This is a genomic window from Brevibacillus sp. AG162, from assembly GCF_006715575.1.
Taxonomy (GTDB): domain Bacteria; phylum Bacillota; class Bacilli; order Brevibacillales; family Brevibacillaceae; genus Brevibacillus; species Brevibacillus brevis.
The window spans coordinates 74,283-97,545 of the sequence record NZ_VFNO01000012.1; the positions used below are offsets into that span (position 1 = coordinate 74,283).

The 23,263-nt window shown below is 50.3% G+C and carries 22 protein-coding genes and 1 riboswitch; of the genes, 11 read left to right on the forward strand and 11 right to left on the reverse strand.

Annotated elements, in window-relative coordinates; translation table 11 throughout:
- Positions 1 to 27: 27 nt before the first annotated feature.
- Together rnjA and FB479_RS26280 are read right to left on the reverse strand one after the other, a co-directional pair.
- Positions 28 to 1,698, reverse strand: coding sequence for a ribonuclease J1 (gene rnjA, locus FB479_RS26275; RefSeq protein WP_106652653.1), 1,671 nt, complete (start codon positions 1,696 to 1,698; stop codon positions 28 to 30).
- A gap of 98 nt (positions 1,699 to 1,796) precedes the next feature.
- Positions 1,797 to 2,567 (reverse strand): hypothetical protein, encoded by a 771-nt coding sequence (locus FB479_RS26280; RefSeq protein ID WP_142067240.1) that lies wholly within the window; start codon positions 2,565 to 2,567, stop codon positions 1,797 to 1,799.
- Between the two features lie 103 nt (positions 2,568 to 2,670).
- Here FB479_RS26280 and FB479_RS26285 point away from each other — a divergent pair, with 103 nt between their 5' ends.
- Positions 2,671 to 3,009, forward strand: a complete 339-nt coding sequence (locus tag FB479_RS26285) for a YqzG/YhdC family protein (RefSeq protein WP_106652651.1) — start codon at positions 2,671 to 2,673, stop codon at positions 3,007 to 3,009.
- Here FB479_RS26285 and FB479_RS26290 read toward each other — a convergent pair.
- Positions 3,006 to 3,632, reverse strand: coding sequence for an SCO family protein (locus FB479_RS26290; protein ID WP_232030120.1), 627 nt, complete (start codon positions 3,630 to 3,632; stop codon positions 3,006 to 3,008). The genes FB479_RS26285 and FB479_RS26290 overlap by 4 nt on opposite strands.
- An 80-nt stretch (positions 3,633 to 3,712) precedes the next feature.
- Positions 3,713 to 4,024, reverse strand: coding sequence for a rhodanese-like domain-containing protein (locus FB479_RS26295; protein ID WP_047073938.1), 312 nt, complete (start codon positions 4,022 to 4,024; stop codon positions 3,713 to 3,715).
- A gap of 312 nt (positions 4,025 to 4,336) precedes the next feature.
- Positions 4,337 to 4,443, forward strand: a riboswitch (SAM riboswitch).
- A gap of 91 nt (positions 4,444 to 4,534) precedes the next feature.
- Here FB479_RS26295 and FB479_RS26300 point away from each other — a divergent pair.
- From FB479_RS26300 to FB479_RS26345, 10 genes are all read left to right on the forward strand, one after another.
- Positions 4,535 to 5,839 (forward strand): homocysteine synthase, encoded by a 1,305-nt coding sequence (locus FB479_RS26300; protein ID WP_142067241.1) that lies wholly within the window; start codon positions 4,535 to 4,537, stop codon positions 5,837 to 5,839.
- Positions 5,840 to 5,995: 156 nt separating this feature from the next.
- Positions 5,996 to 7,048, forward strand: a complete 1,053-nt coding sequence (locus FB479_RS26305) for an ArsR/SmtB family transcription factor (protein WP_142067242.1) — start codon at positions 5,996 to 5,998, stop codon at positions 7,046 to 7,048.
- Entirely contained in the window at positions 7,045 to 8,271 is a 1,227-nt protein-coding gene (locus FB479_RS26310; RefSeq protein WP_142067243.1) for an MFS transporter, read from the forward strand. The genes FB479_RS26305 and FB479_RS26310 overlap by 4 nt, the downstream gene beginning before the upstream one ends.
- A 53-nt stretch (positions 8,272 to 8,324) precedes the next feature.
- A complete protein-coding gene (locus FB479_RS26315) occupies positions 8,325 to 9,263 on the forward strand; it encodes an AAA family ATPase (protein WP_106652646.1) in 939 nt (312 codons plus the stop codon).
- A 4-nt stretch (positions 9,264 to 9,267) separates the two neighbouring features.
- Positions 9,268 to 10,458: a DUF58 domain-containing protein gene (locus FB479_RS26320; protein ID WP_142067244.1), complete on the forward strand. Its 1,191-nt coding sequence runs from the start codon at positions 9,268 to 9,270 to the stop codon at positions 10,456 to 10,458.
- Positions 10,455 to 11,783 carry a DUF4129 domain-containing protein gene (locus FB479_RS26325; protein WP_142067245.1) on the forward strand — a complete coding sequence of 443 codons (1,329 nt, stop codon included), beginning with the start codon at positions 10,455 to 10,457 and terminating at the stop codon, positions 11,781 to 11,783. The genes FB479_RS26320 and FB479_RS26325 overlap by 4 nt, the downstream gene beginning before the upstream one ends.
- Positions 11,784 to 11,935: 152 nt before the next feature.
- Positions 11,936 to 13,033, forward strand: a complete 1,098-nt coding sequence (locus FB479_RS26330) for an ArsR/SmtB family transcription factor (RefSeq protein ID WP_142067246.1) — start codon at positions 11,936 to 11,938, stop codon at positions 13,031 to 13,033.
- A gap of 1 nt (position 13,034) precedes the next feature.
- The gene (locus FB479_RS26335; protein WP_142067247.1) at positions 13,035 to 13,844 is read left to right on the forward strand and encodes an ABC transporter permease; all 810 of its coding nucleotides are present in this window, start codon (positions 13,035 to 13,037) and stop codon (positions 13,842 to 13,844) included.
- Between the two features lie 17 nt (positions 13,845 to 13,861).
- Positions 13,862 to 14,848 carry an ABC transporter ATP-binding protein gene (locus tag FB479_RS26340; protein WP_142067248.1) on the forward strand — a complete coding sequence of 329 codons (987 nt, stop codon included), beginning with the start codon at positions 13,862 to 13,864 and terminating at the stop codon, positions 14,846 to 14,848.
- Positions 14,845 to 15,660: an ABC transporter permease gene (locus tag FB479_RS26345; RefSeq protein WP_142067249.1), complete on the forward strand. Its 816-nt coding sequence runs from the start codon at positions 14,845 to 14,847 to the stop codon at positions 15,658 to 15,660. Before FB479_RS26340 ends, FB479_RS26345 begins: the two co-directional genes overlap by 4 nt.
- A 29-nt stretch (positions 15,661 to 15,689) precedes the next feature.
- Here the strand turns inward: FB479_RS26345 and FB479_RS30660 are convergent, their stop codons facing one another.
- From FB479_RS30660 to FB479_RS26380, 7 genes are all read right to left on the reverse strand, one after another.
- Positions 15,690 to 16,019: a Rossmann-fold NAD(P)-binding domain-containing protein gene (locus FB479_RS30660; RefSeq protein WP_185746424.1), complete on the reverse strand. Its 330-nt coding sequence runs from the start codon at positions 16,017 to 16,019 to the stop codon at positions 15,690 to 15,692.
- 410 nt (positions 16,020 to 16,429) lie between these two features.
- Positions 16,430 to 17,125, reverse strand: coding sequence for a M24 family metallopeptidase (locus FB479_RS26355; protein WP_142067250.1), 696 nt, complete (start codon positions 17,123 to 17,125; stop codon positions 16,430 to 16,432).
- 20 nt (positions 17,126 to 17,145) lie between these two features.
- Positions 17,146 to 17,919, reverse strand: a complete 774-nt coding sequence (locus FB479_RS26360; RefSeq protein ID WP_142067251.1) for an HAD-IIB family hydrolase — start codon at positions 17,917 to 17,919, stop codon at positions 17,146 to 17,148.
- A 103-nt stretch (positions 17,920 to 18,022) separates the two neighbouring features.
- A complete protein-coding gene (gene pdxR / locus FB479_RS26365; protein WP_142067252.1) occupies positions 18,023 to 19,408 on the reverse strand; it encodes a MocR-like pyridoxine biosynthesis transcription factor PdxR in 1,386 nt (461 codons plus the stop codon).
- 70 nt (positions 19,409 to 19,478) lie between these two features.
- Positions 19,479 to 20,858, reverse strand: a complete 1,380-nt coding sequence (locus tag FB479_RS26370) for an MFS transporter (protein WP_142067253.1) — start codon at positions 20,856 to 20,858, stop codon at positions 19,479 to 19,481.
- 74 nt (positions 20,859 to 20,932) lie between these two features.
- Positions 20,933 to 21,532, reverse strand: coding sequence for a TetR/AcrR family transcriptional regulator (locus FB479_RS26375; RefSeq protein ID WP_142067254.1), 600 nt, complete (start codon positions 21,530 to 21,532; stop codon positions 20,933 to 20,935).
- A gap of 135 nt (positions 21,533 to 21,667) precedes the next feature.
- Complete coding sequence (locus tag FB479_RS26380) at positions 21,668 to 22,696, reverse strand: NADH:flavin oxidoreductase/NADH oxidase (protein ID WP_142067255.1); 1,029 nt, start codon at positions 22,694 to 22,696, stop codon at positions 21,668 to 21,670.
- Positions 22,697 to 23,263 lie beyond the last annotated feature (567 nt).

Consider the following 23,263-nt stretch of genomic DNA (forward strand, 5'->3'; position numbering starts at 1 on the left):
GACTTCGCCTACCCGAGAAAGCAGGAGCTACACTTCCATCAAAATGGTAAGAATCATTGGGTTACGGCCTGTTTTTTCGTAAATAAACGGCTTAATCACTTCATTAATCTGTGACTTCAGCTCAGACCATTCCTTGATTTTCTTATCCAATGCTTCCTGCAGACGCCCACGAACGAGCTGTGTTGCTTCCTGAATCAAGGATTCTGAACCGCGTACGTATACGAAGCCGCGGCTCACGATATCTGGGCCCGTCAAAATTTTGAAGTTCTTCATATCGAGACTGACAACCACGACCATCAAGCCATCCTCAGCCAAATGCTTGCGGTCGCGCAGGACGATATTGCCGACGTCGCCGATACCACTGCCATCAATAAGGACAATCCCTGCTTGTACCTTGCTGAGCCACGCTTTTTCGCGGTTGCAATTCAGCACTTCGCCGTTGTCCATAATAAAGATGTTGCTCTCCTCGATCCCAACCTGTTGGGCCAACTTGGAATGAGTCTTGAGCATCCGGTATTCCCCGTGGATCGGGATGAAATATTTCGGACGAATGAAGTTGAGCATGAGCTTCAACTCTTCGCTGCTGCCATGACCCGACGCGTGAATATCAAATTCGTGACTCAATACTACGTTGGCACCTGCACGGTACAGCTTGTCTATCGTGCGGCTTACGTTGATCGTATTTCCTGGAATCGGAGATGCAGAAATGATTACCGTATCTTCCGGATAAATGGAAACGGTTCGATGGGAACCGGATGCAATCCGGGTCAACGCTGCCATCGGCTCACCTTGACTGCCCGTGCAAATAATCAGCACTTGGTTGTCTGCGTAGTTGTCGATGTGCTTAATATCAATCAGCATGCCCTCTGGCATCTGGATATAGCCCAGCTCTTGTCCAATCAAGAAAACCTTTTCCATACTGCGGCCAATTACCGCCACTTTGCGATTGCACTGCTCTGCAGCATCTACCACCTGTTGCAGGCGATGTACGTTGGAAGCGAAGGTAGCCAGAATGATGCGTCCACGCGCTTTGCGTACCACATCGAGAATCCCTTCCCCTACCGATCTCTCTGACATCGTAAAACCAGGACGCTCACTGTTCGTACTATCAGACAAAAGCGCCAAAACGTCCCCGCTCGCACCAATGCGTGCAATTTTTCCGTACTCCGTTGTTTGTCCGACTGGTGTCATGTCAAACTTGAAGTCACCCGTGTGAATGACCATTCCCTCTGGTGTATGGAGCACAATTCCCAAGGAATCAGGAATACTGTGGTTCGTCCGGAAGAATGTCGCCTTCAGCTTCGCAAAAGGAATTTCCGTATCTTCCGAAATCGGAATCAGCTTCACTTCATTTAGCAACCGGTGCTCTTCCAGCTTCGCCTTGACCAAGCCCAGGGTCAGACGACCACCGTAAATCGGCACCTTGATTTGCCGTAAAATATAAGGAATCGCACCAATGTGATCCTCATGTCCGTGCGTTAACAAAAGTGCTTTGATCTTGTGCTGGTTGTCCACTAAATAGGAAACATCCGGGATAACCAGATCAATACCGAACATTTCATTCTCGGGGAATTTCACCCCGCAGTCAATGATGATGATTTCGTCCTCATACTCGACGCAGTACATATTTTTTCCGATCTCGCCGAGGCCGCCCATCGCGAAAATCTTAACGTCGCTCAATCTCTTTCCTCCTAACATCGTCGTGCATGATTATGGGAACCCGAACCAAGCATGCCATTCTTATTATATCACAACGTAAGACGTTCGTTTCACACAGTCTTGTCTATTCCACACATTCATCTTCGGTCAATAATCGAATACTGATACTCCAAATCGGCAACTCGTTCATCGGTCACGACACTCGCTCTCGCCCAGAAGTCGTGCTTTGCATACGAATCGCCCGTCCATACCTCCGTAATTTCTCCTGAAGAGAGCTTTAGTGGTACGGCCTCGACTTCTTTTAATACGGTGCCGCCTTTGTTTTTCAATCGCAGCTTCAAATCGATCTCCAACGGCTGATCCGATTGATTGCGTACTAGGATCAGACTTGTATAGGGATACCCGGCACAATTTTTGGTACAGTCTTGTCTGCTGTACACGATGGCGAGATCAATAGGCTTCTCATTGTTCATCTCCGCCGCTTGCCACTTCTCTTTTGCTTTTTGTACAACGTTGACATACTCCGCTTTCTTCAAAAAGGGCCCCATTCCTAAAAAGGCCGCAGCAAAAAAGCAAAACAACCCAAAGGCCGTGCATAGAAACACAAGGTTCATCTTCCAAAACTGTTTTCTCATCGTAATCAAAAAGCCGATATACAGGAGGATACAAACAAATACCAAAAAGATACAAAAGTACAAAAAGACTTCCAAGTCGGACTCCGTAGGCAACACCGGAATGCCATACTTCACTTGCCAATAGACATTCGCAGCGAAGCAGCCTCCATAAATCAATACGGCAGAAGCAATCGTGAGCCCCCATTTTTTCCAGAAAGGAGGCTTTTGGAAAATCGCCGCAAGAACCCCCACCAAAACAGGAACGCCAAATAACGGAATGAGCAAGTAATGCATCGAATACCTCCCGCACTTCATTGTCATTATTTTCTACGAATGATATTCCGAAAAGTCTTCAAAATACATGGCAAACCATTTCGAAAAGGAGAGGGATAAGCAAGTGCAAACCGCTCGTCGCCTATTTCGCTATCGGTACATGATGCCCCTTCTCTCCACTGTACTTTTCCTGCTCATCTTTCAGCCGTTCCCTACCTATGCCCAGCCTCCCTATGCAAAATGGGGCAGGCTCGCGATACAGGAAACGATGAAACGATATCCAAACGCTCAAATTGTGGACTACCTGCATGTCGGACGAAAACAAAAAACGCCCACCACATCGGAAGAGACGTTTAAGCTCTTGCTTCAAGAAAGCAATCGCAGGTGGGCGTTACTCGTTCATATTGAATTCGTGAATCAGACAGAAGAAGTCGTAAACATCTCCTATGAGGAGACCCGCTAGTCAGCGAGCTGTACCATCTCTTTCATCATGACTTCCATGTCCATGTCTGCTGCCATCCCGTACGCGCGGCGCATGTTTCCATCTCCATCCACAAGGAACATGCGAGCCGTATGGGCATAAGAACCATCTGGCTGCTTAATGACCATCAAACCAAAATCCTTCGTTACTTTCTCTACAGCCTGAGCATCCCCGCGCAGGAACTTCCAGCCACTCTGATCTGCCTTGAACTTGGCTGCGTACTCCTGCAAGACTTTCGGCGTATCGTTATCAGGGTCAAAGGAAATGGAGATAAACTCTACTTTGTCTCCAAACAGTCCCTTTTCTTTTAACTGATCTTGCAGCTTGGCCATGTTGTACGTGGTAGCCGGACAAATATCCGGGCACTTGGTAAACATAAACTCCACCAGTCTTACCTTGCCAGCACTTTCATTAAATGTATAGGTTGTTCCGTCACTGTTGTCCAAGGTGAAGTCTGCGATGGGCTTCAACACTTCGATCTTTTCTTGTGTCATGTACTTATAACCAAATACTCCGACGATAGCCAAAATGATAATACCAGCTAATACAGGAAACCAATGTTTCTTCATCGCAGATTCCTGCTGCAATTGTGTTCCTTCACTCATGGGTTGCTTCCTCCCTGCTTGTCCCATGCGTGATGCCTCCTGATTCACGCGGGAGGCATTCACACTGTTTCTTTACCATCTTACTGTTCCACTTCACCTGGCCATGCGAGCATGCCGCCAACCATATTCGCCACGTCATACCCTTGTGCACTCAAATACTCTGTAGCTGTATTGCTTCTGGCACCACTGCGGCAAACCATCACAATCGGAATGTTCTTATCCAGCTCATCGATACGGTGCGGCAAAAAGCCGAGTGGGATCAGCTTTGCCTCTTTGATGTGACCTGCATTCCACTCATCGACTTCGCGTACATCAATGACTTGCAGTTCCTCTTTGGCTTCCAGCTTTTCCAACAGCTCTTGTGGTGTAATTTCTTTTACTCCATGGCTCATCGCTATTTATCCTCCTATATGTACGATCAGATCAGTTGTAACCACCTCCATGATATCACACGCTTTTTTACTTTTCTAACGCGAAGAGCACCTGGCTTCACCTATGCGCTCTTGCTCCCTATTTTCTACCATTATCTCCCATTTCGCTGCGGCAGTAGCCACACGGGATGTGAACAGCTTGAGACAAAACCGTTACAAATTAATGGCATGAGTGAACACCTTTCATCCATATATACACAAAATCCTCCCCGATAACTGTATATTTCACATTGACAGCGAGGTTTTATTTTCATACAATTACGACAACAATCATTATCATCAAGAGCGGTGGAGGGACAGGCCCTACGAAACCCGGCAACCAGCAAACTAGCTGCATGGTGCCAATTCCTGCAGAATCCAGTGATTCTGAGAGATGAACAAAAGCCCGTGCATGATCGGAGCCCTTCTTCTTCTCAGGAGAATGCTCCGTTTTTTTATTAGCCGATTTCCATAGTAAAAGGAGAGATGGACATGTCCGATCAACAACAATGGAAGCCAGAAACACTTGCGGTTCACGGCGGGCAGGAGGTTGACCCTGTAACAGGCTCACGTGCTGTTCCGATCTATCAGACGACCTCCTATGTTTTCCGCGATACAGAGCATGCAGCGAATCTGTTTGGCTTAAAAGAGTTTGGGAATATCTATACACGCATCATGAATCCGACGCAGGATGTGTTTGAGAAGCGTGTTGCCCTGCTCGAAGGTGGTGTTGGTGCACTCGCGACCGCATCCGGGCAAGCTGCCATTACATTCGCCATCTTGAATATTGCGCATGCAGGAGACGAGATTGTTGCTTCCAGCAGCCTCTACGGCGGTACCTACAACCTGTTCGCTCACACGCTTCCCCGCCTCGGTATCAAGGTTCATTTTGCTGATCAATCCAATCCGGAAAATTTCCGTGCCTCTATCAATGAAAAGACAAAAGCCGTGTTTTGCGAGACAATCGGCAATCCGCGCATTGATGTCGCCGATATTGAGGCCATCGCCGATATTGCCCACGAAAATGGCGTACCTTTAATCGTAGACAACACCTTCGCGACTCCGATTTTGTGCCGTCCTTTTGAGCACGGGGCCGATATTGTCGTGCACTCCACCACCAAATTCATCGGCGGCCACGGAACAGCCATTGGCGGTATCATCGTAGACTCAGGAAAATTCGACTGGAACAACGGGAAATTCCCTGGCTTGACTACACCAGATCCAAGCTACCATGGTGTCGTCTATACAGAAGCTGTTGGTCCACTCGCCTATATTATCAAGGCACGCGTCCAGCTCCAGCGCGATATCGGCGCTGCCGTCGCTCCGATCAACTCGTTCTTGTTCCTGCAAGGATTAGAAACCTTGCATCTGCGCATCGAGCGGCATAGCCAGAACGCCTTGGCAGTAGCCCAGTTCCTCGCCAATCACTCTGCTGTAGAGTGGGTGAATTATCCGGGACTGGAATCAGACTCTCAGCATGAATTGGCACAAAAATATTTTCCAAAAGGTGCTGGCGCGATCCTGACATTTGGAATTCGCGGTGGCGTTGAGGCAGGAAAAACATTGATCGAGTCAGTGAAGCTGTTCTCCCATCTCGCAAATGTAGGGGACTCCAAGTCACTCATCATTCATCCAGCGAGCACAACACATCAGCAGATGACGGAAGAAGAGCAGGCAGCCGCCGGAGTGACCCCGGGACTTATTCGCCTCTCCGTCGGCACAGAGTCGATCGACGATATCATTTCTGATTTGGAGCAAGCGCTGCAGCGTGCGTCGAAATTATCCACGGTAGGCTAGCCATACCTTTGACAGGACAGAAGAATCACGTGATCTCTTCGGATAGAGATTGGTGATTCTTCTTTTCCTTTTCTATTTTCGTTCGAAAAATATTGAATTTTACATTCGGAATTTATAAAATACATAATCATGTACAAATTTTGGAAGGATGGTCACATGAAAATTTTGAACATTGGCAGTGAACGAACAACTTATCGGGTGGAGGTCACGTACTCTCCTTTATTCGAAGCTTCCTTGGGAATCGCTGCCGCTACCTACGATCAATTGCATCACACGATGGAACACCCTCCTGCCTACTGGCGTCAACTGTTGGACGAGCTGTCCCCTTCTGTACGGCAAGAGGTCGACTATGCGAAGGAGCACAATACGTGGAAGACGCTTTTGCAACTGCTCGATCTTTGCCCTTTCGCTGATCTGGATTCCTTTCTCTCGTATGTCAGAGAGCTCTCAACAGAACAGCTCCGATACGAGGCCCTCCCTTATCTAGGTGAAAACATGCAGGATGCACGGCGGAATGCTGCACGAGGAAGCAAAGACGCTTGCGCCGCTTTGCAGAAAGCGTGCCGCGCGCACCTCTTTTTTGAATCGTATATCGGACATATGACTTCCGTGGATGCAGAAGAGCTGCGAGGTCATATTCTCCGATTGATGGAAGGCTGGTATACCACTCATATCAAGCCGCATGAGGAAGAAATCGTTCGCATGCTAGAACGGGATTGGTCGCAAAAGCAAAACAAGCTAGCAAAGCTTAACCCGGAAGCCTTGGTGGAGTATGCGACAGGATCGAACTATCTCCCTGAGCCTGCCGTGACACGCGTACTGTTGATTCCGCAAGCGATCTATCGCCCGTGGACCGTACAGGCCGATGCTGTTGGGACGAAAATTTTTTATTACCCTGTTGCCGACGAAAATTTGCACGATGCTGTAGATCCTTATCAGCCACCCCCTTCACTGGTGCAAGCCTTAAAAGCACTCGGAGATGAGCACAGGCTCCGCATGGTCAAAATGCTGGCGGAAAAGGACCTGAGTCTGCAAGAGATAACAGATCAACTCTCCATGGCGAAATCGACCGTGCACCATCACTTGTCCATGCTGCGGTCTGCCCATCTCGTTGAAACGGCAGGCTCCCGATACAGACTCCGCCGTCATAAGCTGGACAAGCTCCCCCTGTTGTGGGATGAATTCCTGGACAGGAGCAGCACCTCATGAACCAAACCGTAGTACAAGCCTCTGTCTGGCAGCAGCGTTCTTATCGTTGGATTCTTTTCGGCCAGCTCATTTCAGAACTCGGCGCCTCACTCGGTACCCTCGCCAATAGCTGGATCATCTATCAGGCAACTGGCTCTCAAGGTGCGGTCGGGCAGATGTGGCTTTTGTATTTCTTGCCGTCTCTCGCTATTCAGTTGGTAGCCGGACCGTACATCGACCGATTCGACAAGAAGCGTGTCATGCTTTTTTCTCAATGGATGCGAGCTGCTGCGTTTTGTTTGTCCTTTGCGGTCATTACTTCCGGGACAGATTCGCTCTGGCCGTTGTATTTCACTGCCTTGATCAACGGTCTCGTTCAACCGCTGTATGTGCCAGCCAGCCAGTCGCTCCTCCCTGCTCTGGTCAAAAGAGAGCAGCTCCTCCAAGCCAATGCCTATTTGGATAGTGTCCTGCGAATTGCCTTGATTACAGGTCCTCCTTTGGGTGGGATTCTCGTAGCGAGTATCGGCGGTGAATGGGTACTCGCATTGGTCGCGATCAGCTATGCGCTCAGCGGTTTCTTTCTGGTTCTTTGTCCACTCGCCCCAGCGGATAGCGCCACCAAGAAGCAACCGTGGTTCGTCATGTTTAAGGCTGGTCTTGCGATTTTTTGGCAGAAGCCCCTTCTGCTCTGGCTTGGCCTGTACTCGGCTCTCGTCCAATTTGCTGTCGGAGTCACGCTCGTACTAAACCTGCCTTTTGTAGCCGGGGAGCTGCAAGGCACCTCGTTTCATGTCGGCTTGTTTTTGGCTGGTTATCCGTTGGGATATTTCTTCGGCTCCTTGCTCGTGCCTCGCTTCCGTAGCAGCCTTGGACAGCCCCTGATCATGTTGGGATCACTGGTACTAGGCGGCTTGAGCTTTGTTGCGATAGGCTTTACCCATGATATCTGGCTCGCAATCACCATCGAACTACTGGCTGGTCTGTTTGCTCCTTTTTTCCAAGTACATAGCACAAGCCTGTATCAGCTTCACGTTCCTTCCGAGCTAATGGGACGTGTACTGTCTGTCCGCCTGCTCATCGTGCGTGCGACGATGCCTGTCGGTATTTGGCTCGGTGGACAGCTGAGCGATCAGGTAGGGATTCGCCCTCTTTACATCTCTGTAGGCGCTGTTATCGTGATCGCCGCGCTGACGGGCATATTATTTCGAAAATTTGTAAATAACAGGATATTCCATATATAATGGGAACCGTATGGTATGACTCGTCAATTTTAAATGAGAAAAGGAGAATTTTCATGACTCATCCGACATTGGATAACCTTCAGCATGCTGTCAGCAGCGTCATCGTGGGCAAAGAAAGTCAGATCCGCCTATTGGTAACGGCCTTGCTCGCACGTGGTCACGTATTGCTGGAGGACTTGCCCGGAATGGGAAAAACCGTGCTTGCCAAAACATTGGCGCAAGCGATTGGCGGCTCTTACAACCGCCTGCAATTTACTGCGGATCTACTGCCATCTGATGTCGTAGGTCTACACGTATTCAATCAAAAAACAAGTGAATTCGAACTGCGCAAGGGACCTGTTTTTGCGGATGTCTTGCTCGCAGATGAAATAAACCGGGCCACTCCCAGGACGCAATCTGGCTTGCTGGAATGCATGGAGGAACGCCAGGTTACGATCGAAGGCGTCACCTTGCCACTGCCATCGACCATGCTGGTCATTGCTACCCAAAATCCGATCGAATCGGAAGGGACCTATCCGCTGCCGGAAGCACAGTTGGACCGCTTCCTTTTCAAGCTGTCTCTTGGCTATGGTACGCGAGAGGATGCCAAAGAAATTTTGCGGAGATTCCGCAGTGGCTCCCCATTAGAGACCGTCGAGCCGGTTATCACTGTCGAACAAATTGCGGCTCTGCAACGCGAGGTCACGACCGTTCATGTCAGTCAACCAGTGGAAGACTATGTCATCGATCTGACGGAAGCGACTCGCCAGCATCGCTCGATTGAGGTGGGCATCAGTCCGCGCGCCATGCTCGCCCTGTTGCGATCCGCCCAGGCTTACGCGTTCGTTTCTGGTCGTTCTTATGTCTTGCCGGATGATGTGAAAGTGGTGTTCCCAAGTCTGGCCGCTCACCGCATTCGCCTCTCCATGGAAGCAGAGCTGCATGTGACGGAGCAGGAAGTCGTGGAGCAAATCTTGACCAGCGTCCCCGCTCCCGTCGAAGAAAGCGTGTAGCGCTATGATCACCAAGCAAACCTTTCACGTAATCGGTTTTGTCTTGCTGCTCTTCGCCGTTTTTTCCGGCCACTGGTTTTTCTTTCTGTTTGGGGGCTTTTTCTTTTTTCTGCCTGCTGCACAAGACTGGTGGGCCAAGTCCATGTCCAAATGGGTTTCGCTCGAATGGTCCAGCGATCAAACGCGCGTCCTGTCAGGGACACCCGTGCACATTACCGTTCGCTTGCACAATCGTTCGTGGCTTCCTTTGCCTGCTACCTGGCTTCGCTTCACACTGCCGGAGCATGTCTCGGTGGAAGGCGCAGACGAGGTGCGAATCCTCAATCATCGGACGAGCGTTCGCCTGCGGTTTGATCTGCCGATGCGGCAAAGTGCCACACGCACCTTGATTCTCATTCCGAACAAACGGGGCACAGTCTGGCTGACGGATGTTCAATCCGAAACATTGCCGTTATTGGGTGAGGAACCTACCGCTATGACATTGTCGATTTCCTTTTCCTTGCTGGTTTATCCGCTGCCTCTTGCTCTTTCTCCGGTCGTGCTCGCTGAAACGGAACCGGACGGGAATCGGCTTTCTCGTCAGCGCCAACAGGACGATGTCACGTTTCAGCGTGGCGTTCGGTCGTACATGCCAGGCGACCGTTTCAAGCACATCCATTGGAAGGCAACCGCCAAAACAGGGGCACTGGAGACGCGCCTGTTCGAGTATACGGCCCATCCTAACTGGAGAATCGTCGGGCATATCCTGCCCTCCTATGAACCGATGATGCAAAAGTATAACGATACCACCAATGAACGGACAATCTCGTGTCTTGCGGCTTTGGCTGGCCTGTGCAGGAGAAAATCGGTCGGATATGAGCTGTACCTCACCGTGAAGCAACGAGGACGTGAGCATTTTCATTTGCCTACGGGAAGCGGCAAGGCGCACCACTTGCACGTCATGACCCAGCTGGCGCAAATGCACCATTTTGTGACAACGCCACTGGCGCCTATTCTTCGCCGGTTAGAGGGGGCACACGGGAAGGAAGCCATTCTCATTGTGACGCCACGAATGGACCAATCCGTACAAGCCTCTGCGGAGCGCCTTGTTCAATGCGGTCATCAAGTTGCGGTGCTGGATGTCTCTTCTGACCCTGTCATCATCCAGCGCTTTGAGCATGCTCGCTTGAAAAAAAGGAGCGTGATGATGGGATGACACTCTCTTTGATGGGCCGCTGGACGCTCGCGTTTTGGATGGAGGCCATGCTGACGGGCGTTGTCCTGATCTTGTTTGGTTATATGACAGCAGGCTTTGGTCAACTGCTATTGTTTTGCCTAGTCGCAGCGATCCTGCTCATGGCCGGGAGCTGGCTGTACCATAGTGGTGGCGGTCGCTTTATGCTCCATCTGCTGCTGTATCCCCTTGTGTTTGTCATAGGAATGGGCAGCTTCTACCTCTATGATTCCTGGCTCATCGCGCTTATACTGGCTGCTGTTTATTTTTGGAGAGTACAAAGCGCTGCATCGGAAGGTTATCGACATGACAGTCTGCAACGCAGATTTGTTCTGGCGCTGATGGCGGGCCTGATACAGCTCGTGATAGCAGTCCTTTACACCTCCATCGTTGACCCGGGTTCCTATTCGCTCGCAGCCTCTTTTTCCATGCTTGTCCTCATTACTCTCAGCTATCTTCTGGTGGCGATTGGGGCGTTCGTGCTGCGAGAAGGATTACTTTCTACGAGGCTGCCCGCTCGCATTAGCTTGCTACTCGGCAGTCAGGTGCTGGGCACTCGTATTCTTTTGATCACGGGTTATTTGGCTGTCGGTTCTATCGTACTTGGTCTCATCAATTGGATCTGGAGCTGGATAAAAGGACCTGTCAGCGCTGGACTGTATACGCTCTTTGAGCCTGTGCTTATTCTCATTGTGGAATGGTTTGAACGTTTGTACGAGAGGGCGAACCAAAAACAGGCAGCGATTCAGTTATTAACGGAAAATACAGGACAAAAACCAGATAACCCCAGTGAGCAGATACAGCTCGGAGAACCACTCTTTTCTGTTCTGCAGCCATATTTAATCGTTGCCTTCATCCTCGTGTGCGTGCTCCTCCTCGGTCGGTACATATGGAAAAAGCGCTTTAAGGGGACGATTACGCTGGAAAAAGAAGTGGCGGCTGCACAAAATACCGTTTTGACCGCTGTTCCTCCCTCTTCCAGTGAAGAAAGCGCAGAAGATGTCTCTGCCAAATGGTTCAAACAGCCCATTGGCCCAGAGGATGACCCCACCAGGTACGCCTACTATCAATTCCTCGTCCTCATGGAGAAGCAAGGAATGCCAATCGAGCTGCATGAGACGCCCCAAGAGTTTTTCAATCGCCTGTGCGAACAGTCCTTGCTAGATGCAGGTCAACTGGATGCAGTCGCTCGCATCACACGTTACTATCAGCAATATCGCTATCAGGAGCAGTCGCTTCCCGAAGCGGATTTGACAGCAATGCAGCAAGCCGTGCAGACGCTCGGCTCTCGTTTCTCTGATACGTAATACCGTTCCACAACCACGTGCTACCCGTTAGCCGTGGTTGTTTTCTTTTTCTCTTGACATCGAGATGCCCCTCCGGCATAATTTCTTCAATTTTGCCCACTCCCAAATTAAATTCACCAAATGGTTAATTAAACAAGAAAGGAGGATGCTCCGTGCAAGATTTGCCTGACTGGCTGCGTAAGCATCTTCATGTCGCATACATACCCGGCTATGAGTTTTTCTTAAGTCTCCACGTGCTTGCCAAGCCGGAGCATCACACCTCCCGCTTGCATTGGGCGGAGGAGTTGCTCACTGCTTTACCTGCCCCGCTCTTGAAAAAGCTTCACTATTTTAGTTCCATGTCCAATCAGTTTCTCGATGCCATGGACTTCCTGGCGCCTTGGGAGGAGTGCTTTGAGCATTCTGTCGAGGCTGCATTGGAGCGTGTACAGGCGATGGATGCTGGCGAGTTTGCCCAACTCATGATCGGTCCCGTCTATCATCCCAGACAACTTCACGCTTGGATGCAAGGACGTACAGACGAGATTTTTGATGAACTGAAGCCAGAGCATCGGGAGCTTTTGCGCCATCCGCTCTCGACCAAGCGAAGCTTTCTGGAGTTTTGCTACGACTACCTGCCTTTTTTCCAAACAGAAGAACGGCGGATTGAACCATGGCTCGTTCGCGCCGTACATGAGGCGCAAGAGCAGATCAAGCTTGATCCGATTCCGTTTTTGTCGCAGGTGCACCCGCGCTTGAAGGTGCACGAAGACTTTTTGCAATTTCACAAGGCAAAAACGTACACATTTGGCTATTCGGAGCTGGCTCGTATCCATTTGCGTGTCTCTACTTTTATTTCGCCGCATTTGTTGCTCGGCATTTACGAGGACCATATCTCCGTGTGCTTATCCGTTGACGTTCCCGGCACCAGAGCCACCTCGGTGATTCCCGCTGACTTCATCAACAAAATGAAGGTGTTCAGTGACCCGACGCGGACGGCGATTCTCAAATCATTATTGGCTCATCCTTACTGTACGCAGCAGTTGGCTGACCTGCACAGCATCAGTGAGCCTGCCGTCAACAAGCATTTGAATCTGTTGGTAGATACAGGCTTTATCTGGAGTGAACGGCGGGGACGATATGTGTTTTACCGCGCGATTGCATCACGGCTGGAACAGCTCGCAGTCGATCTGCATGAGTTCATCGATATGCCTGTTCCCGGACTTGCCGCTCCACCTACTTCATCACATCCCCCAGAACGGAGGAAATAACGTGTTTCATGTCGCCAAAGCTACCTTTATCCGCAATACCCGCGTAATGATTCGTGCCTATCCGTGGTCGTTTGTCATCGGCCACATTTTTTCCGGGGTGTATACGGTGCTGTTCGCCTTCTTCGCCTATCACTATGTATTTGCCGGGCAGTTGGACGAGAAATTCGCACATCTCACCGGCTCGTCTGATTACTTGTCGTACGCCATCCTCGGCGGAGCTTTTTATGCGTTTGCCGTCTCGACCTTGATGAATGTCAGCCGCTCACTCATTACGGAGCTGCGGGAAGGGACCTTGGAGGCGGTTTTGCTCACCCCTTCCTTGCGCAGGGGGTACTTTTTGGGGAATGTCGCCCAACAGCTCATGCGTACTTTGTTCGAATTTTCGGTGATTGTGCTTATTGGGGCGCTGTTCGGACTCACGCTCTCTCATACAAACGTATGGAGCGCCGTCCTTGTTTGGATTTTGTCTACAGGTGCTTTCTTTTGCCAGGCGCTTGTATTGGGCAGTCTCATGCTTTGGTTCCGCGATACGTACATCACACAAAACACATTGTTTGCCGTGATGGCCTTTGTCAGTGGGGTGACGTTCCCGATTCCGTATTTGCCTGAATGGGTGCAAACACTCGGGCTCATCATGCCGCTCGCGCCTGCGCTGGATGCTTTTCGGCAATGCGTGATTCAAGGAGCGCCGCTGCATGCTGTTTCACCACAGTTGTTTCATATGGCAGCCCTGTCCCTCGTCTATCTCGTCATCGGGGTGTGGGGCATTCGTAGGATGGAAAAACGCGTCATGGAATCGATTTTTGGATAACGAGGAGGACAACGATCATGCTGATTGCAGAAAATGTACGGAAGGTATACCGGGTGAAAGAGAAAAAAGGCTGGCTTCGCCAGCAATGGACAGAGGTCGAGGCAGTCGCTGATCTGTCCTTTCGCATGGTACCCGGCAAGATCATTGGATTGTTAGGCATTAATGGCGCAGGAAAAACAACCACGATCAAGATGTGCTCCACACTGCTCACCCCGACCAGCGGCACGATCACGGTAGACGGGTATGACGCGGTAAAGGACGATCGGTTCGTCAAGGCCAAGGTCAACATGATCGCAGGGGGAGAGCGCATGCTGTACTGGCGGCTGACAGGGCGGGAAAACCTGCAATATTTCGGCAGTCTGTACGGTTTGCAAGGGCAGGCCTTGCGCAATCGGATCGATTCATTGCTCTTGCAGGTTGGCCTGTATGAGGCCGCCGACACCCCTGTCGAGCGTTATTCCAAAGGCATGAAGCAACGACTGCAAATCGCCCGCGGCCTGATCAATGATCCGCGCTACCTGTTTCTTGATGAACCGACTCTCGGCTTGGACGCCCCCATCGCTCGGCAGCTTCGCCAGCATGTGAGTGAGCTCGCTTCACAGCATGGAAAAGCCATTCTGTTGACCAGCCACTACATTCATGAGGTTGAAGAGCTTTGCGACGAGGTATACATCATCGATAAAGGACGGCTCGTGGCGCATGATACACCAGAGCACCTGACTAAATCGCTTCGCCTGGACACAGCCTTGCAGGTAGTGATCCCTGCTCTCTCTGACTCGCTCGATTACGATTTGCGCCAGCTGGCACTGGATTACGGCGGCTCGCGTGAAATCGCGGAAACGGACGATCAGACCTGGGAAGTGACGTTACGGGGCAAAACGGATATGACGACTCCGCTGCTTTCCCTCTTGGCTGCTCATCAATCCCCTGTCTTGCGTCTCTCCACCCAACAGCCATCACTGGAAGACGTCATCCTGCACATGGCAGATCGGAGGGGCGCATGAAACAGCTAGGCAGCCTGCTTTTGGCGGAAATCATCAAGGAGCATCGCCATTCGTTTCACAGCAAAATGATCTACTTCTCGCTCTTGGTTTGGCCCGTCATCAATTTTGTTACCGCGTATTATTCGTTTGCCCCGTTCCGGATGGGAGCTGATTCCCCTCTAGCCCGGTTCATCAGCTACGAACAGTTGCCGTTGTTCTTGTTGACTGGCTATTTAGGCTACATCTTTTATTGGTGTCTGGTGCAGTCGTCATGGCAAATGAGCTTTGAGAGGCAAGCGGGAACCATGGAAATGATCTTCATCAGCCCGGTCAACCGACTCGCTTTTCTGTATGGGCGTTCGCTTTCCTCACTGATCGAGGGGGTCTGGCTGTTCTTTTGCTTTATCCTGTTAGCCTTGTTTTTTGTCGATGGCATTCAGCTGAGCGGCTGGTGGGCACCTCCACTCGCCTTCCTCATTTTGCTGGTATCGGCCATCGTCTGGGGCGGCTTTCTCTGTGTGCTCTTTCTGTTTTCACGCGACGCGAGCTTTCTGTACACCGTTTTGGATGAGCCGATGCTGATCTTTTCCGGTGTCCGTCTGCCTCCGATGGCCTTTCCGGTTTGGGCCAAGGTCATTTCCTTTTGCTTTCCTCTGACCTACGCGCTTCAGTTGATTCGCGAGTTGTTGATGGAGGGGGCATCGTGGCAGACAATGTTGCCAAGTCTGGCACTTCTGGGCGTTGTATTGCTTGTGCTGGTGACGACGACCGTCGTGTTGTTGAAGCAAGCGGAGAAGCATATGAAAAAGACCGGGAATATGGTGATGTATTAAGTCGTATCCAGTACTTTGGAACGCCTCAATTATGGTTTTTTAAAATATGGCACGTGTTCAGATGCCCACTGGGCGAAGGTTCGTGCTGGACGACCAGTGACCTGCTCGACGGTCGGAACCACTGTGTACGCAGATTTTGGAGGGTTGGCATACCATCCTAAGACGAAATCGATGGCGTCCTCTGGCGCTCCCTGCTCTCGCATACGTTCGCGTGCCTGATCTTCGGTAAGCTCGAAAAACTGGATATCCCTGCCGATCGCTTCACCAAGAATCCGAACCTTATCGAACACTGTCAGTACCTCTGGACCCGTCAGCGTGTAGGTTTTCCTGGCGTGACCATCACCGATTAATGCGGCCACCGCTACGCTAGCGATGTCGGCAATTGTGGATCATAGCGCTGGGTGAGTCACCAAATGGCTCCCGGACAATACCTTCCATGCGAATAGACTCTGCCCATTGAAGCGCATTGGACATAAACTCAACAGGCTGGAGAAGGGTCCACTCGAGGTCACTGGATTCTACAGCCCTCTCTACAGGTCCCTTCTCGCCATTCCATAAAACCGTGACTCGCTGCACTCCTGCCTTTTGCGCCAGTTCAACAATCTCGGGTCCGGTTTGCAGTGGGGTGTAACCGTCTAGCTTCGCACTTGACGGATTTCGTGTGAGTGCGCGTACATGATGAGACTATAAGTAAATTCCGTACAATTACAAAAAAGAGACTCCGAGGAACAAACGGAATCTCCAGTAATAACTTTGAACAACGTAAACCTTACTCCACCGTCAACAGCTTCTCCACAAATCCCCCAATTTCTCGTTCCCGATCAATAAAATGAACCTCCAGGATCCAGTCGCGCGGGTGTCCGTTATGATCCGGCTCTCTCATTGGCTTGTGATTGTCAGGATGAATATAGTTGACGATATCATCCCCTTGAATTTTTTCATGCGGGAATTCACCGATGAGATGCCCGGCGTGCGGACCACCGTACTCCCAGCCGTATACTTTGGCAAGCTCGCACATGTAGGTAAACAGCTCGCTGCTTGTTATATCAGGCTTGGACAAAAAGTAAGCCTTGCCCTCGTCCCACGCTTTTTCAATATCGTCGCGCAGCTTGTGTTTTACCGGATCATTTCCAAGCACATACGTCCGCCCGAGATCGGCTTCCCAGTCTTCAAAAATGGGCCCGAAATCGAGAAAGACAATATCTTCGGGAGCGACAGTCAAGTTCGGTGGATTTTCTCGGTACGGAAACAGCGTGTTTCTCCCCGCTCGCACAATTCGCTTATGCCAATATTTTTTGATCCCGAACAATTGAAAGGCCAGCTCGTAAATCTCCTTGTTGATATCTTTTTCCGTCACACCGCTGCGAATGATGCCCTTCTCTTCGATGGTGGCAAATAAAAACTCAGCTTTGGTCTCTGCTTCGCGCAGTGCCTGATGTCTCTTCACCAATAATGGATTCATCATTTGATGGCCTCCTTTTCAGTTTACGGAAGAGCTAACTCATACTTCTCGCCCAGCTCTCGCAATTTTGCGATAATGGATGGCTCCACCTGTTCATCCACAGTGATTTTTTCCTTTGCCCATGCAAGCAGCGGTTCATATTCGCCAATTAATACGGAATGATGTGCTTTTTCAAACAGCGGCAAATCATTCATGTCATTGCCAAAGCAGATGAACGGCTCCCCTGCCACATCGAACCGACTCAGGGCAGCCCATTTGTTCACTCCCCGATACGTAAGATCGAGAATGCCTTCTGCCGAATGATAATGCAGCGTGACGTCGAGTTCCTTGATTCTCGCCATCAATTCTTCATAACGGTCACATGATAAAATCAGGATTTTCAGCACGGCATTCAGTTGATCCACGTCCACGCGGCTGGCTGTCCGATTGGGATCGACATAGCTCAAAAAAGGATGGGTAGACACACAATTATGTGCGTAGTTCCACGAGTCATCGATAAAATACTGCGCGCGATAATCCTCGAGAATGCTGATGATTTCATGTGCCAAACGATCCGGGATCGGCACGCAGCCCTGCAAGCTCCCTTGGTGATGTGTCATCGCTCCGTTCGCGCCAATGAGGAGATGATTGGCAAACCGCTCATCGAGGACAGGCAGCATGTCACGACACGGTCTTGCAGAGGCGAAACCTACCGTATGTCCCGCTTGTTCGAGTGCAAGCAGGCTATCCAAAATGTTTGTTGAGATCGGCTGACCCTTGAAACAGATCGTCCCGTCCAGATCAAAAATGAACTTCATTTTTCCCACCCTTTCTAATCGCTGTCCTGTCCATCGTAATGGATAGCCGTCCGAAGCCAAAGGGACAGATCGTTCAAGATGAGTGGGACAGAAAGCTGATCTGTTACTCGAACCAGGCACTAGCCAACAACCGAATGCCCTCCTGAATATCGTCGGGAGTTAATGCTCCGTACCCTAGCAATACCGTCGGATGCTCCCTTGTATCATGCAGCCAGTATCGGGCAGTTCCGTAGACTTTTACACCTTTCTGATAGGCACGCTCCATGAGTTCCGCTTCTGTACGCTGGCTTTTTACGGTCAAAAATACATGCAGCCCTGTATCCTTCCCTTCTATTTCCACACGTCCGTCCATGTAACGAGCGACTGCCTGAAGAAACACCTCTCGCTTTTCCGCGTAGTTTTTTCGCATGTGCTGCAAGTGTCTATGCCAATAGCCATCAGACAAATACGCCGCTAGCGTCAACTGGTCCAAGCGGGACACAGGCTGATCGTATTCAGGCATACGCTGGTGAAAACGCGATAACAGCTCATAGGGAAGGACGACGTAGCTGACGTTTACGAGTGGCAGCAATGCTTTGGAGAGCCTCCCAATGTAGACAACCTTTTGGGGTGACAGACTCTGGATCGAAGGGATGTAGCTCTCTTGATATTTGAACTCCCATTCGTAGTCATCCTCCACCAGATAAGCATGCGATAAGAATTGCGCCCATAAGGTCAATTGGTTTCTTTTCTCCAAAGGCATCGTCATTTTGTTGATGAATTGCTGAGAAGGACTCACGTACATGATGCTTGCCCCGCTTTGCCTCAGCTCTTCGATGGATACACCGTCTGCCTCCAAGGAAATGCCGTGTACAAGGTAGCCACCGTTGAGAAACGTATTTCTCGCACCATCATAGCCCGGATTTTCTACGCCAATCACATGCTTCTCTCTGTCCAAAAGCTGGACGACAATCGACACCAACTGTTGCGGGGTAGCTCCAATAATGATCTGCTCTGGCGTAGCGAGGACTCCTCTCGTTTCATGCAGCAATTTCGAGAGTTCCTTTCGCAAGACGTATTCGCCTTGAGCCAGTCCCTCCACCATATACGTGCGCTGATGGTAGGAAATGAGCTTGTTGCGCAGCTTATTCCACGGATGAAAAGGGAATGCCCCGAGCTCGATGTTGCCGTAGCGAAAGTCATAGCGAATCGATGGTATACGAGAGTCTTCTCGTTCCGCTGGATGTTGCCCGGACGGAGGTCCTGCCTTGTACGTCACCTGATACCCTTTTTTCGAAATACTGCTGACGTACCCTTCCGATACCAGTAGCTGATAGGCAACTTCCACCGTGTTTTTGCTGACAGCAAGCGACTGGGCACAGCTTCTAATCGAGGGGAGAAACTCTTCATACGTGATTTGGTTACGCAATATTTCGTCTTTGATAAAGTGATAGATTTGGATGAACAGTGGTTCTCCCTCTGTAAAACATATGGCAGAAAGCTCTCGCAACGAACAGGAACCCCCTTCCTTTTTTGTTTTAGTCTACCACATATTGTATTAAGCCTGAGTGAACAAAAGATCAGCTATCCGTCAGAAGGCTTTGTCTCTTGGCCCTACCGAACTGAAAGTAGTAGAAGACGATAAGACACACGTGCATCAGGGCCATCATCAAATAAATATTGCTGTAAATGAAGCCGCTCGTATACGGATTCACCGGGTTCCAATTGGTAGTCGCGCCAAGATCGATAACCTTGCTGTATACCGCAGACGCGATCCCCATGGAAATGAAGCTCAGCATCGAAAAGATCCCCATGCCTACTCCCGCCTGCTCCTTCGTCAACGTCCTCGAGATCGAGTTCGCCATTGAAATTTGCATAAAAGACTGCCCCACATTTCCTAAGATCAAGAAGAGTGCAATGCCGATAACCGAGGCGCTTGTGAAAGTAGACAGCAAGCCAAAGCAGCCAATCAGTAAGCTAGACGCAACGAAATACAGAAAAGCATTCCCCCGCCTGTCCGCGAGCTTTCCTCCCACACGACCAAGCAATGCCGAAGCGATGGCCGCTGGAACCATCACAAAGCCGATCCAGCTCGTCGATAGCTGCTGCACCTGTGCCAAGAGCAGCGGACTGAGATAATAAAGCGATATCCCCATCCCATTTATGAGAAATGCCATCAGAATCCCGACTGTATACTGCTTGTTGGCAAAAACCTTCGGCTGTACAAATGGATCAGCTACCGAACGAATTCGTACGACGAACAGGAGCAAAGTAACCAAACTCGCCAATGCAAACCACCACGATCCATTGGTTACTCCCAAAAGCAATGACGTCACGCTGATCGCGAGTAAAGAGCCGCCCACCCAATCAAACTTCCCACCAGACGTAATCTCTTCATCCTCCAAGTATTTGCGGTAGAACGGCAGCGTAAGCAAGATCAAGAGCGGTATGGAAAACAGCCAGCGCCAATGGGCAAAGCTGACGATTAACGCCGCGACCACAGGACCGAGCGCACCGCCAAGCGCCAATCCTACTGCCGTTCTTCCCAAAACAGAACCCCTGCGCTCAGGCGGGAAGTATCGCAAAGGAATGAGCATCGCAGTAGCCGGAATGACAGCCGCTCCTACTGCCTGCAAGCATCTTCCGAAAAGGGCCATCGCAAAGGAATCGGAGACCAAACCGAAAAACGAGCCAGCCGTAAACACCAAAAGTCCAAACGTCAACAAATTCTTGAGCTTGTATCGATCCGCCAGCTTGCCATACGTCACGGTTCCGATCGCGTATAACAATCCATATGCGGTCGATAGCCAGCTCACCTGCGCTATGCTCAAACCAAACTCCTTGCTAATTTCGGGGAGTGCAATGTTAAACACCAAAGCACTCATGGATGATATGACCAAGGTAAACATCAAGATCCGGATTAATATTTCCCTGTTTTGCTGCGTTTTTGTCGCTTCCATGCCGCATCTTCCCCTTCGCTTTGTGATTCGCATTTTGACTGTCAGTACTGACTGACATTTATGTGGTAAAAAAACTAGGGAGTCAAACCCCTAGCAAAAACCTCTACACTCTCTTCGATAAATGCATCCAGAGATACCCCTGAAAAATTGCTAGTGCCGTCCAGATCGTTTAAAAACGCCCCGAAATTCATGACCATGAAGGCTGTCGCCTGTGCCTCAGGATTCGTTTGGATCATCTTGCCTTTTTTGCCCATCTCTTTGAAGTAATCTGTAAACAGTACCATCAACTGTCGCGGGTGCTTTTGGGTCCGCTCGCGGAATCCGGGCAAATGAGCCTCATCCTTAATACTAATCAGAATCATTTTCCGATTACGGTTCATCATTTCGTGATACGTTCGGCTGATCAAAAGCAAATCCTCGCGCAAATCCCACACAAGCTTCTCCGCGAAAAGCTTTGTCAGTCCTTCCGTGTAATGAAAACGGTCAAAGGCGCTTTCGAGCAAATTCCGCTTGCTGCCGAAGTGACGAAACAACGTCTTCTCACTCAACCCTGCCGCAGTGGCAATTTCTTGCGTGGTTACGCCGTTGTAGCCTCTTTCCGCGATGAGATCGATTGCGGCTATCATCAGTTTTTCGCTGCTTGTAAGATTTTTGCTGCTCATCGCTATCCTCATTCCTGAAAATGGATGTCAGTACTGACTGACATTCATCATAGACCTCCTCCCAAAAAGTGTCAAGGGGCTCACCATACAAAAGGGCTCCCCTCCGACCGATATAGCCGAAAGGAAGCCCCTCGCTCTTTTACTCGATTAAAACGCTCTTGAATATTGCTTCGGTGGCTGCAACTCATCCGCCGACAGCATATGAATCGCATGCAGTGCCCAATAAGGGTCACGCAGCATGCCGCGTCCGACTGCTACCAGATCTGTATCGCCATTGCCAATCGATGCTTCCGCCACTTTTGGATCATCGAGGTTGCCGACTGCAATGACTGGTACATCCAATGCCTGTTTAATCGCGCGTGCCAATGGTACTTGATAGCCAGGATGAACACCTGGACGGCCTGCTGAACCAATCGGTCCTTCCCCGCCACTGGATATATGGAAAATATCCACGCCTGCTTCCTTGTAACGGCGGCAAAGCTCCGTGCTGTAATCCAGCCCATATCCTCCATCCACGTACTCCACGGCAGATACGCGCATGATCAGCGGCATGTCAGCTGGCATGACCTCTTTGATTGCCTGAATAATTTCCACGCCAAACAGCGCTTTATCCCGCCCGTACTCATCGTCTCGCTGATTCGTCAAAGGGGAGTGGAACTGGTGAATTAAGTATCCGTGCGCACCGTGGATTTCAATGGTGTCAAACCCGGCTTCCACCGCACGTCTCGCTGAGTCCTGGAACTTGACGACCATTTGCTTGACTTCTTCTGTCGTCAACGCCCGTGGCGTTTTGTAGCGCGCCCCTGGGAAAGCAATCGCGGATGCCGATACAGGCACTTCGGCGTCTTCCGCTTTGCGGCCTGCATGAGCAATCTGTATGCCAATTTTGGCCCCATACTTTTGAACCTCGGAGACAATCCGCGCATACGCCGGAATCTGCTCGTCAGACCACAAGCCCAAATCGCCGTTGGAAATTCTGCCATCAGGCTCGACATCGGTCATTTCCACGATAATGAGACCTGTTCCCCCTACGGCACGAGAAACGTAATGAACAAAATGCCAGTCTGTCGGTGTTCCATCGTGTGCATCCACAGAGTATTGGCACATCGGCGGCATGACAATCCGATTTTTCAAGCTAAGTCCTTTAAACTGAAACGGGGTAGACAACAACGCCATTTGCTCCACTCCTTACTTTTTTTTATTATCATGTCAAAAGTAAGCATGTTCTGCAATCCCAAGTTGCACTTTGTGAAAACGAGAGAAAACTTTGTCCGGTTGTTGTGGTGGGGAGGAAACAGGAGAAAACGCTCAGCTTCTAGGGCCACCCCCTGCGGGATTGACTGGACGACTCCATGCAAAAAGCGAAACCGCGTCCAAAGTGGTCCATTCAAGATGTTTTTTCAGAGGTGGACGCTTAAAGGCGTGTTTCGCTTTTTGCATTCCGTCTCGGTCGGTGTCCCTAAGATCTTCGCTTATTTCTCCTGTTTCCTCTACGAGCATTCCGTACTTAAACGGGTCTTAAAAGCATTAAAAGATTGAAGAATGTCATCGGTTACGCCAGAGAAGAATATTTCCAGACGTAGCGACTTGTGGAGTCCTACCGAGCGGAGAAGGGATGAGCGGGCAAAAGAAACGCAACGTGCCCGAGCTACGAAGCGGCTACCACTTTTGCGTTTCCCCGCTCATCCCTTCGGAGCGGACAGTCTCAGCCCTCAGCAGGACGGAGCCTGGAGCCTAGACTGG

Bases quoted from the DNA above. Each gene is read 5' to 3' on its own strand.
- rnjA (WP_106652653.1), bottom strand. From the start codon at position 1,698: ATGTTAGGAGGAAAGAGATTGAGCGACGTTAAGATTTTCGCGATGGGC.
- FB479_RS26280 (WP_142067240.1), bottom strand. From the start codon at position 2,567: ATGCATTACTTGCTCATTCCGTTATTTGGCGTTCCTGTTTTGGTGGGG.
- FB479_RS26290 (WP_232030120.1), bottom strand. From the start codon at position 3,632: ATGAGTGAAGGAACACAATTGCAGCAGGAATCTGCGATGAAGAAACAT.
- FB479_RS26295 (WP_047073938.1), bottom strand. From the start codon at position 4,024: ATGAGCCATGGAGTAAAAGAAATTACACCACAAGAGCTGTTGGAAAAG.
- FB479_RS26300 (WP_142067241.1), top strand. From the start codon at position 4,535: ATGTCCGATCAACAACAATGGAAGCCAGAAACACTTGCGGTTCACGGC.
- FB479_RS26305 (WP_142067242.1), top strand. From the start codon at position 5,996: ATGAAAATTTTGAACATTGGCAGTGAACGAACAACTTATCGGGTGGAG.
- FB479_RS26310 (WP_142067243.1), top strand. From the start codon at position 7,045: ATGAACCAAACCGTAGTACAAGCCTCTGTCTGGCAGCAGCGTTCTTAT.
- FB479_RS26315 (WP_106652646.1), top strand. From the start codon at position 8,325: ATGACTCATCCGACATTGGATAACCTTCAGCATGCTGTCAGCAGCGTC.
- FB479_RS26320 (WP_142067244.1), top strand. From the start codon at position 9,268: ATGATCACCAAGCAAACCTTTCACGTAATCGGTTTTGTCTTGCTGCTC.
- FB479_RS26325 (WP_142067245.1), top strand. From the start codon at position 10,455: ATGACACTCTCTTTGATGGGCCGCTGGACGCTCGCGTTTTGGATGGAG.
- FB479_RS26340 (WP_142067248.1), top strand. From the start codon at position 13,862: ATGCTGATTGCAGAAAATGTACGGAAGGTATACCGGGTGAAAGAGAAA.
- FB479_RS26345 (WP_142067249.1), top strand. From the start codon at position 14,845: ATGAAACAGCTAGGCAGCCTGCTTTTGGCGGAAATCATCAAGGAGCAT.
- FB479_RS26355 (WP_142067250.1), bottom strand. From the start codon at position 17,125: ATGATGAATCCATTATTGGTGAAGAGACATCAGGCACTGCGCGAAGCA.
- FB479_RS26360 (WP_142067251.1), bottom strand. From the start codon at position 17,919: ATGAAGTTCATTTTTGATCTGGACGGGACGATCTGTTTCAAGGGTCAG.
- FB479_RS26370 (WP_142067253.1), bottom strand. From the start codon at position 20,858: ATGGAAGCGACAAAAACGCAGCAAAACAGGGAAATATTAATCCGGATC.
- FB479_RS26375 (WP_142067254.1), bottom strand. From the start codon at position 21,532: ATGAGGATAGCGATGAGCAGCAAAAATCTTACAAGCAGCGAAAAACTG.
- FB479_RS26380 (WP_142067255.1), bottom strand. From the start codon at position 22,696: ATGGCGTTGTTGTCTACCCCGTTTCAGTTTAAAGGACTTAGCTTGAAA.